We start from the raw sequence: 8,233 nt of genomic DNA, 5'->3' as shown, positions 1-8,233 counted from the left end.
ACCGCCGACTGGCAGCAGATCGTGGTGTTCGTCGCCATCGCCTCGATGGTGCTGGGCGCTTTTGCGGCCATCGGCCAGAGCAACATCAAGCGGCTGCTGGCCTATTCCTCCATCGGCCATGTCGGCTATGCGCTGGTCGGGCTGGCGGCGGGGGTTCGGCGAACCGGCGCGAGCCGACGGGCCCGCCGGGAGTTCCGCCTCTACTGGCACGGCCGGCGCGGCGACCCCGACGAGGACGCCCGGCGGGCGTACCGCCGGCTCGAGCGATTGCTGGCCCGCGAGTACCGGCCGCGACGGCGCGGCGAGTCGAGCCGGCAGTACCTCGCGGCGCTGTCGGCGAAAGAACCGGTCGATCCGCGCGCAGAGCGGGTCGCACGCTGCTACGAGCGGGCGACCTACGGCGGCGGCGTCGATCGCGAGGCGGCCGACGAGGCGATCGCGATCGTCGACGACCTGGCTCGAGAACGCCTCCCGCTCCTCCGGCGGTTTTAAAAAAGACCGCCCGACGCGGCGCAGGTCCCGATAGTGTTTAATATGCCCATTCCGTACTTTCGACCGTAATGTCGGAAGTCTGCTCGACGTGCGGGCTGCCTGAAGAGCTTTGCGTCTGTGAGGACGTAGCCAAGGGACAACAGCAACTCAACATCCGCATTGACGAGCGCAGATACGGAAAAGAGGTAACGATCGTCGAAGGATTCGATCCGAAGGACGTCGATCTGGACAGTCTCTCGTCGGATCTCAAGTCCAAGTTCGCCTGCGGCGGCACCGTCGAGGACGGCCAGATCGAACTCCAGGGCAACCACACCGGCCGCATCGAGGACTTCCTTCGGGACCGCGGCTTCAACGTCGCCTGATCCAGCCCGCGATGCTCTGAGACGACTTCCGAACCCACGACTCGCGCACCGCATCTCTCAGCGACGATACCGATCTTTTTCGGCGAGAACGTCGGCGAGCCACCGGCTCGACTCTCTCGCAAGCGAGAAAACCGAACTCAGAACGGCGACTCCGGGGATTCGGCGTCCGCGGCGTCGTCGGCCTCGCCGCGCGCGAGCCCGTACTTCATCCCGTACTCCTCGAGTCCGCCGGCCATGCTCTCGACGCGGGCGTCGGCGGTCCCCTCGTAGGAGCCGATGAGCTGGGCCGCCTGGACACTCGCCTTTCCGTGCGGGCAGACGGTGACGATGTGGTCCGCTCCCTCGAGTTCCTCGATTCGGGCCGAGAGCTGCTGAAACGGGAGGTTCTCGCTGCCCGGAATCTGACTGTGCGCGAAGCTGCGTTCGTCACGGATGTCGACGACGCGGACGTCTGCATCCTCGTCCATCAGCTGCTTTACCTCCTCCGTCGAGATTTCCCCGTCCATCGCCCTGGCGTTGGAACGCCGCGTGAATAAGCCCCACGGGTCCAGGACCGCGGACTCGGCGATCAGAGCAGCCCCTCCTCTTTCGCGAGCAACAGCGCGGTCAGCGTCGAGTCGTTCGCGGGCTGTTCGCGGGCGCGCTCGAGGGCCTCGGCGACGGGAACCGTCCGCACCTCGAGGAACTCGTTGTTGTCGAGTTCGCGCTCGCCGGGTTCAAGGCCCTCGGCGTAGACGACCGCCCGGTCGTGGCGCAACACGCCCGTCGCGACGGCGTACTCCTGTAAGAGCGCGGTGCTCGAGGGGCGAAACCCGGTCTCTTCCTCGAGTTCGCGGGCGGCCGCGGTCGTGTACGATTCGCCGTCCTCGACGATCCCCGCGGGAAGCTCGAGGTGAGTCTCGCGGATCGTCGGGCGGTACTGTTCGACGAACAGCAGGTGATCGCCGTCGCCGCCATCGTCGTCCTCGATGACGTCGGCATCGACTCGAGCGACGACGACGACCGCGGGCGGGAGGTCGGCCCAGTAGTACTCTTTCTCGGAGCCGTCTGGCTGCCGAAGTCGGTCGTAACCGCCCTCGTACCACGGGGTGTCGTACTCGGTCACTTCCTCCAGGAGCTCCCAGTCGCCGATGTCGGTCATGGAAAACGGCTGCGTGCTCGAGCGGGGAATAGATACCGTCTCCGCGCTCGAGGGACGCCGTCATACGGTTTACTGTAAGTCACTTCCGGCGCAACCGCGACCCGGGCGGCGGTTGCGCCGGTAAATCGGTACAGCAATCCGTATCAGTCCTCGAGGAGCTCCCGATAGAGTCGACCGAACGCCTGACGGCGAAGCGTCGCGACCGCGGCCGCCTGCTCGTCCTGGAACGTCGCCGCGACGGCCTCGCCGGCCGGCCCGGCGTGCCAGACGACGCGATCGACGCGCTCGTGGCCGACCTCGGTTACGTCGCCGTCGTAGCCCTCGCGCCACTCCTCGTACTCCTCGCGGGAGCCGACCCGCACCTCGAGTAAGCTCGCGAACAGCGCGTCACGGGCGGTCTCGACGACGTCGCCGTCGACGCGCTCGTCGTACTCCTCGCGGTCGAACGCCATCGCCTTCGCGACCTCGCGGACGACCGTCTGTGCCGCCGGCCCGACCGACTCGTAGCGCTCGCGTGCTTCCGCGGCCGACTCGAACGTGAACGTTCCCGTCGTCTCCATACGAGGATCCTCGCGGGTCCGGCAGTTACGCGTTTTCGTTTTCGTTCTCGATCCCGGATTCGGCCTCGCCGTCGGCAGCGCCGTCGATCCCGTCGGCCATCTGTTCGGTCAGCTCCCGCGCCTCCCGGAGTACCTGTTCGGCCTCGGCCGTCATCGAGCCGCGACCCGGCTGGCGGCTCTGGCGGGCGAGGTCGCCCTCGAGCCCGTCCGGGCGGCCGTGATCGGCGTGGTCGTGATCGTCGAACTCGGGCGTCTCGACCGTCTCAGCGTGCTCGCTGACGATTTCGCCGAGTTCCTCGGGGCTGCAGTCACCCCAGTCGGGGGCGTGGTCCTCGAGCCAGGCCTCGTGATCCGGCCGTCCCAGCGAGGCGGTGACGGCGAGGTGGTTCGCGAGGTGGACTGCGTCGACCTCCTCCGTCTCGCAGACCGGACAGCGGTATCCCATGCTCGATGGTAGGGTCGTCGGTCCTAAAACCTCCCCGCTCCCGCCCGCCCGTCACTCGAGCTTTCGAACCATGACGATCGCGTCCTCGTCGTCGTAGTACCCCGGCACCCGCCGGAGCGGTTCGAAGCCGAACTTCCGGTAGAGCCGTTTGGCCGCGTCGTTGGATTCGCGAACCTCGAGTTTGATCGAGTCGGCGCCGTGGGAGAGGAGGACGGCGACGATGCGCGACAGCAACGTCGAGCCGACGCCGCTTCCGCGATGCTCCGGATGGACGGCGATATCCTTGACGTGGCCGCGGTTGCGGCCGTACTGGCGGTTCACGTCGGCGACGACGTATCCCGTCACCGCGCCCAGGGAGTCGACGGCGACCAGAAACCCAGGTTCGCCCAGAAAGCGCTCGAAGGCGTCGTAGGGCCAGGGCTGGGGAAACGACTCCCGTTCGATGCGAACGACCGCGAGCAGATCCGCACGCTCCGCGGGCCGAATCGAGCACTCCTCGTCGGGGGCCGGGGCCGACGTCGTCACACCCGATCTACCCCCTCGAGTACCAAAAGCCCTCCCGCTCAGATCCGCTCGAGGCGGTCGATCTCCTCCTCGGACCAGTCGTAGAACCGCCTGTCGGTCTCCTCGAGGGCCTCGACGCACTCGTTGTGCTGTCGGCGGGCGTCGTCGACGAGTGGATCGTCCGGGTTCGACTCGATCCACTCCCGAAGCTCCGCCAGCGCCTTCGGCGAGTAGGTGTCCATCCGATCCTGGTGCTCGAGGATCTCGACCTTGCGCCCCTCCTGGCGCATCGTTCGGACGAGCGACCAGGTCGCCAGACCCCAGAACGCTGCCAGCGTGAAGACGAGCATTCCGATCACTTCGGCGGTCAGCACCATCAGTCGTCACCTCCGGTTACGTCCGCAGTGTCGGGACCGCCGCCGCGACCCTCGAGAACCGACATGATTCCGTAGCCGATGATCGGGAACAGCACGATGACGAGCATCCCGCCGATCATCTCCGGCGAGCCGAAGTCCTCCCAGGCGAAGTAGGCCATAATGAATATCATCACGGCCGGGATGACGTACTTGATGACCGGATCCCACCACTTGCCGACGTAGATTCCGGCGTTACGGTTGACCGCCAGCAGGCGGAGGCGTTCCGGACCGAGGACCCAGCCGATGACGCCGATGATGGCCAGCGTCGCGAGCGGGAGCCCCCAGTTGCCGAAGACGAAATCGAGGTAGTCGAGGATATCGGCGGAGTACGCGCTCGGGATGCCGAGCAGCCAGATCGTCCCGCAGACGCCAAGCACCGTCTGGGTTCGACTCAGCCCAGTTTCCTCGGTCAACGTCGTGACACTGACCTCCGTGATGACGACCCCCGAGGTGAAGGTCGCGAGGAAGAAGCCGAGGAAAAACAGGATCGCGACGAGCCCGCCCAGCGGGATCTCCGGGAAGACCTGAACGAGCGAGATGAACGCGAGTCCAGCGCCGGCGTCGGGTTCGACGCCGACCGCGAAAACCACGGGGAAGATCGCCAGCGCCGCCAGGATACCGATGCTCGACTCGCCAATCGCGGTGAAGACGCCGCCACCGAGGGGAACGTCGTCGTACTCCCGCAAGTAGCTCCCGACGGTCAGAGCGATCCCCCAGCCGAGTCCGGTCGAGAACAGCGCCTGTCCGAGCGCGGCGATCCACGTCGAGCCCTCGAACAGGTACTCCCACTGGATGCTAAACGTGAAGGCGATCCCCTCGCTTGCACCCGGAAGGGTAAGTCCGCGAACCGTCATAATCACCAGTGCGATCACCAACGCCGGGACGGCATAGACGACCAGCCGTTCGACACCCCGCCGAATGCCAAGGAGGAGCACCGCTGCGACACTGCCCATCACGACGGTGTGGAGCCCGATCATCAGCGCCGGGTTCGCGAAAAACGCCTCCATGAACGGCTCGGCTTCGAACCCGGTCGCCGTAAACGAGAACAGCAACGAGTGGACGGCGTAGTACAGCGTCCAGCCGATCAACGGCGAGTAGTACGACATCAGCGCGATGTTGACCAGCAGGACGATTACCCCGAGCCCAACCAGTCCACCCCGACCGACGACGTCGCGGAACGCGCCGATAATCCCCTTGTTCGTGTACCGTCCGAGCGCGACCTCCGCCATCAGTCCGGGAACGGCGAGGAGAAACAACAGGACCAGAAAGGCAAGGACGAACGCTCCGCCCCCGTTGTTCCCCATTACGTACGGAAACCGCCAGATGTTCCCGGCGCCGACCATGGCGCCGATCATCGCCATCAAAAACCCGAATCTCGTTCCCCACTCCGCTCGAGCCGTCTTGGCGTCTGCCATATTGTGTTCCTCCGGAGGGGTCTACCTCGAGCAGGACCATATGTGTTATGTGCCAGCACGGGACCGTGCGGAGGGTCGGGAGACGGCCGTCCAGGGCCGGAGCCTGTCGGAGGATCAGCTATCCGCCGTCGGGCGGGAGCAGTTCGCTCGTAACGCAGCCGGATCGTTACGGCCCGGAAAGATCGCGGTAGCTGCGATACCCGCTGCACTCGAAACACGGTGACCTCGAGAAGCCGACGCGCTACTCTTCGTCGTCGTCTTCGTCGATCGAGGTCTCGGGTTGCTCGTCCTCGATGCCGCCGTACTGGGTCTCCTCGTCGGATTCGTCCTCGGTATCGTCCGTCATGGTGTTACTCCGCGGGAATCGCGTCCATCTCGAAGGACTCGGTTAGCTCCGTCAGTTCGTCGAGGGCCGCCTGTTCCTCACGGAGGTTCTCCTCGAGGAGATCGGCCGCCTCGTCCATCCCGAGCTGATCGGCGAGCGGGATAAGGTTGCCGTAGGCCGCGATCTCGTAGTGTTCGGTCTTCTCCGCGGCGGCCATGCTGTGGTAGTCGAGCACCTCCTGGGAGGGATCCTCGGCGGTGAACTCCTCGTACTCCTGGATCAGCCCCTTGATGCCCTCACACTCCTCCTTCTCGGGTGGCTCGCCGAAGATCTCGAACACCTCCTCGAGGCGGTCGATGTGTTCCTCGGTCTCCTCGCGGTGGTCGGCGAACGCCGACGAGATCTCCTCGCGTTCGGTGTTCTCCTCGAGGTCCTCGAGCGCGTCGAGCAGTTCGTGCTCGGCGTGGTAGATGTCCTCGAGGCCGTGCTCGAACAGCTCCTGAATGGTTTCGACTGTCATCGTTCCACCAGCGTCTCCGCCGGCAAAAAATCGCCTCCCTGTGAGGGCAGGCGGTGTCGAAGCCGCCGGGTGGCTGCTCGGCACGTGTAAGAGCCGACCGTCGGTTTCGGTTCCCGGTCCGTTCGACCTTCCACACATACCGGTCAAATTCGCCCGCTCTCCGTCACGCCTGCAGAGCCGAGCGCCCGTCCCTCGAACGGGAGACCGGTCTCGAGTCGTCCTGATCCGGACCCGACGTGTATCGAACGCCGGTGTCGACGCGGGAGTGCCACTCGAGCAGCGGTAGCGGACCGTTCCCGCCGCTCGCCCGTCGAACGACCGACCGGCGGACGATCCGAGATACCGGCACCATTGTCCGAGACGGGTGAGCACGGGTATCCTTTGCGGCTGAAGCGCCACTTATTCCCTCGGACTTCCAACGGTCGCCTATGGCACACGCCCCGGACTGCAAGCCGGAACCGATCGAAGACGACGCGGACGATTCGCACCTCGACGGGATCGAAGAGGGAGCCGGCTGCACAGAAATCTGGGAGCACCTCGCCGAAAAGCGAGACGAATGACGGGCGACTATCGCCAAAACCTCGTTCTTTTTGGCTTTACGGCCCGTCTGCATCCCCATGACTAACGATCGCCCTCGGCGCCGTACCGAGGATGAATCCGACGGGACCGCGGAGCTCGTCCCGACCGACCGGGAGTCGCCGGTCGGCGCCCCCGTCATCCGAGGTGACGAATCGGTCGCCGGGCCCCACGCTCGAGAGGCCGTCCAGTTCGATCCCGACGATCCAGAGCGACTCGCCGAGGCCGCCGACACCGTTCGCCAGTTCGCGAGCGGCGACACCAACGACGATCACCTCTACATGCTCCGCGGCGCCGCCGCCTGTGCCGCACTCGTCCGCGGCGAGGGATCGTACAAGGCCGCAGCCGAACGCACCGGCGGAAACGCGACCGTGTCGTTCATCCGCAAGTGGGCTCGCGTTCACGACCTGCCGCGATCGGTTCGCAAGCAGGTCGCGCTCGGTCGAATCGCACCGACGGCCGCCAAACACATCGCCCGCGTCGGCGGCGAGGCTCGGCTCCTTCTCGCCTGGGCAACGCTCGACGGCGACCTCACCGTCCGCGAGGTCCGCAGCGTCGCCAGCGCCGTCAACGACGGGACGCCGATCGAACACGCGCTCCGGGAGTACGACGTCGAACTCGGCCGGATCGAGGTCGCGCTCGCTCCGGACAGCTACCGGGACCTCCGGCGCCGAGCGTCGATCGAAGACGTCGCTCCCGGCGACCTCGTGACGGCCGCGCTCGAGGAGTACTTCGACTGACACCGGCGCTGTCACGGAGCGAGAAAGAAACGTTTAACCGGTACTCGCCGGTAGTGAGAGACGGAGGGCCGGTAGCTCAGTCTGGCAGAGCGTCTGGCTTTTAACCAGACGGTCGCGTGTTCAAATCGCGCCCGGCCCGCTTTCCTGTCGCGAACAAATCCGTGAGCGACAGGTAACGGAACCGGCGGAATTGAAACGAGGAGCGCAGTTTCGCTGCAACCGTGTACTCGAATCACAGCGGGTTCGAAACACCTTCTCGAGACCGGTCCGTACCGCTATGTTTAAACGACCGCGGTGACAACACAGAACCGCGCCAAGGTGGCAGAGTCCGGCCGAACGCAGCGGCCTGCAGAGCCGCCCACCGCCGGTTCAAATCCGGCCCTTGGCTTGCTTCTAACTCAGTGAGTAGCTCGAGAACTCAACGGTCGAAGAGGCAGTTGCGGCCTCGGCACCACGATCTTATCGGCGCCGGTTGAACTGTGAACCCACAGGAGGTCACTCACCGTCACGCAGACGGTCGTTTCGCCGGTATCGGTCTTACACCTTCGGTGGTCGACCCGTATCGCCTTCGATAGCTACGGCTCTCAAGTTCGTTCCGACGAGAGAGCAATTATGAGTGGAGGGATTCTGTACGGAGGAGTGGCAAAGCTTGTGATTGAAAAATACGAAAAGCCCACACAGCGGGCGCTGTGCGGGCTGAAAGGCTGAGTATGAGTGGTGGCGGCGAATCGGATTTC

The 8,233-nt window shown here is 65.4% G+C and carries 12 protein-coding genes and 2 tRNA genes; 6 read left to right on the top strand and 8 right to left on the bottom strand.

Annotation, left to right across the window (positions count from 1 at the left end):
- Both ACNA7R_RS17875 and yciH read left to right on the top strand, forming a co-directional pair.
- On the top strand, nucleotides 1-492 hold a 492-nt coding region (locus tag ACNA7R_RS17875; protein WP_416284880.1), incomplete at its 5' end, for a proton-conducting transporter membrane subunit.
- Nucleotides 493-560: 68 nt separating this feature from the next.
- The gene (gene yciH / locus ACNA7R_RS17870) at nucleotides 561-854 is read left to right on the top strand and encodes a stress response translation initiation inhibitor YciH (RefSeq protein ID WP_005553381.1); all 294 of its coding nucleotides are present in this window, start codon (nucleotides 561-563) and stop codon (nucleotides 852-854) included.
- 137 nt (nucleotides 855-991) lie between these two features.
- Here yciH and ACNA7R_RS17865 read toward each other — a convergent pair whose 3' ends face one another.
- The 8 genes from ACNA7R_RS17865 to ACNA7R_RS17830 form a co-directional block, all read right to left on the bottom strand.
- A complete protein-coding gene (locus ACNA7R_RS17865) occupies nucleotides 992-1,360 on the bottom strand; it encodes a rhodanese-like domain-containing protein (RefSeq protein ID WP_416284879.1) in 369 nt (122 codons plus the stop codon).
- A gap of 62 nt (nucleotides 1,361-1,422) precedes the next feature.
- Nucleotides 1,423-1,995, bottom strand: coding sequence for an NUDIX hydrolase (locus ACNA7R_RS17860; RefSeq protein WP_416284878.1), 573 nt, complete (start codon nucleotides 1,993-1,995; stop codon nucleotides 1,423-1,425).
- A 143-nt stretch (nucleotides 1,996-2,138) separates the two neighbouring features.
- Complete coding sequence (locus tag ACNA7R_RS17855; RefSeq protein ID WP_416284877.1) at nucleotides 2,139-2,555, bottom strand: DUF5809 family protein; 417 nt, start codon at nucleotides 2,553-2,555, stop codon at nucleotides 2,139-2,141.
- A gap of 25 nt (nucleotides 2,556-2,580) precedes the next feature.
- Nucleotides 2,581-3,000: a DUF5810 domain-containing protein gene (locus ACNA7R_RS17850; RefSeq protein ID WP_416284876.1), complete on the bottom strand. Its 420-nt coding sequence runs from the start codon at nucleotides 2,998-3,000 to the stop codon at nucleotides 2,581-2,583.
- A gap of 51 nt (nucleotides 3,001-3,051) precedes the next feature.
- Nucleotides 3,052-3,525 carry a ribosomal protein S18-alanine N-acetyltransferase gene (gene rimI / locus ACNA7R_RS17845; RefSeq protein ID WP_416284875.1) on the bottom strand — a complete coding sequence of 158 codons (474 nt, stop codon included), beginning with the start codon at nucleotides 3,523-3,525 and terminating at the stop codon, nucleotides 3,052-3,054.
- A 38-nt stretch (nucleotides 3,526-3,563) separates the two neighbouring features.
- On the bottom strand, nucleotides 3,564-3,881 hold the full coding sequence (locus ACNA7R_RS17840) for a hypothetical protein (protein ID WP_416284874.1): 318 nt from the start codon (nucleotides 3,879-3,881) through the stop codon (nucleotides 3,564-3,566).
- Entirely contained in the window at nucleotides 3,881-5,335 is a 1,455-nt protein-coding gene (locus ACNA7R_RS17835; RefSeq protein WP_416284873.1) for a sodium-dependent transporter, read from the bottom strand. Before ACNA7R_RS17835 ends, ACNA7R_RS17840 begins: the two co-directional genes overlap by 1 nt.
- Before the next feature lie 350 nt (nucleotides 5,336-5,685).
- Nucleotides 5,686-6,180, bottom strand: coding sequence for a ferritin-like domain-containing protein (locus ACNA7R_RS17830; protein ID WP_416284872.1), 495 nt, complete (start codon nucleotides 6,178-6,180; stop codon nucleotides 5,686-5,688).
- Nucleotides 6,181-6,608: 428 nt separating this feature from the next.
- Between ACNA7R_RS17830 and ACNA7R_RS17825 the strand changes: the two genes are divergently transcribed.
- From ACNA7R_RS17825 to ACNA7R_RS17810, 4 genes are all read left to right on the top strand, one after another.
- The gene (locus tag ACNA7R_RS17825; protein ID WP_416284871.1) at nucleotides 6,609-6,740 is read left to right on the top strand and encodes a hypothetical protein; all 132 of its coding nucleotides are present in this window, start codon (nucleotides 6,609-6,611) and stop codon (nucleotides 6,738-6,740) included.
- A gap of 57 nt (nucleotides 6,741-6,797) precedes the next feature.
- Entirely contained in the window at nucleotides 6,798-7,496 is a 699-nt protein-coding gene (locus ACNA7R_RS17820) for a hypothetical protein (protein WP_416284870.1), read from the top strand.
- Between the two features lie 65 nt (nucleotides 7,497-7,561).
- A tRNA-Lys gene (locus ACNA7R_RS17815) sits at nucleotides 7,562-7,635 on the top strand.
- Nucleotides 7,636-7,808: 173 nt separating this feature from the next.
- Nucleotides 7,809-7,884: transfer RNA gene (locus ACNA7R_RS17810), tRNA-Cys, on the top strand.
- Nucleotides 7,885-8,233 lie beyond the last annotated feature (349 nt).

The sequence above is a fragment of the Natronococcus sp. genome, assembly GCF_047921035.1.
Classification (GTDB): Archaea; Halobacteriota; Halobacteria; order Halobacteriales; family Natrialbaceae; genus Natronococcus.
The sequence above is the reverse complement of the archived record's forward strand: the minus strand, read 5'-3'. Positions and strand labels throughout refer to the sequence as shown.

Bases quoted from the DNA above. Each gene is read 5' to 3' on its own strand.
- ACNA7R_RS17835 (WP_416284873.1), bottom strand. From the start codon at position 5,335: ATGGCAGACGCCAAGACGGCTCGAGCGGAGTGGGGAACGAGATTCGGG.
- ACNA7R_RS17865 (WP_416284879.1), bottom strand. From the start codon at position 1,360: ATGGACGGGGAAATCTCGACGGAGGAGGTAAAGCAGCTGATGGACGAG.
- ACNA7R_RS17860 (WP_416284878.1), bottom strand. From the start codon at position 1,995: ATGACCGACATCGGCGACTGGGAGCTCCTGGAGGAAGTGACCGAGTAC.
- ACNA7R_RS17840 (WP_416284874.1), bottom strand. From the start codon at position 3,881: ATGGTGCTGACCGCCGAAGTGATCGGAATGCTCGTCTTCACGCTGGCA.
- ACNA7R_RS17825 (WP_416284871.1), top strand. From the start codon at position 6,609: ATGGCACACGCCCCGGACTGCAAGCCGGAACCGATCGAAGACGACGCG.
- yciH (WP_005553381.1), top strand. From the start codon at position 561: ATGTCGGAAGTCTGCTCGACGTGCGGGCTGCCTGAAGAGCTTTGCGTC.
- ACNA7R_RS17820 (WP_416284870.1), top strand. From the start codon at position 6,798: ATGACTAACGATCGCCCTCGGCGCCGTACCGAGGATGAATCCGACGGG.
- ACNA7R_RS17855 (WP_416284877.1), bottom strand. From the start codon at position 2,555: ATGGAGACGACGGGAACGTTCACGTTCGAGTCGGCCGCGGAAGCACGC.
- ACNA7R_RS17850 (WP_416284876.1), bottom strand. From the start codon at position 3,000: ATGGGATACCGCTGTCCGGTCTGCGAGACGGAGGAGGTCGACGCAGTC.
- ACNA7R_RS17830 (WP_416284872.1), bottom strand. From the start codon at position 6,180: ATGACAGTCGAAACCATTCAGGAGCTGTTCGAGCACGGCCTCGAGGAC.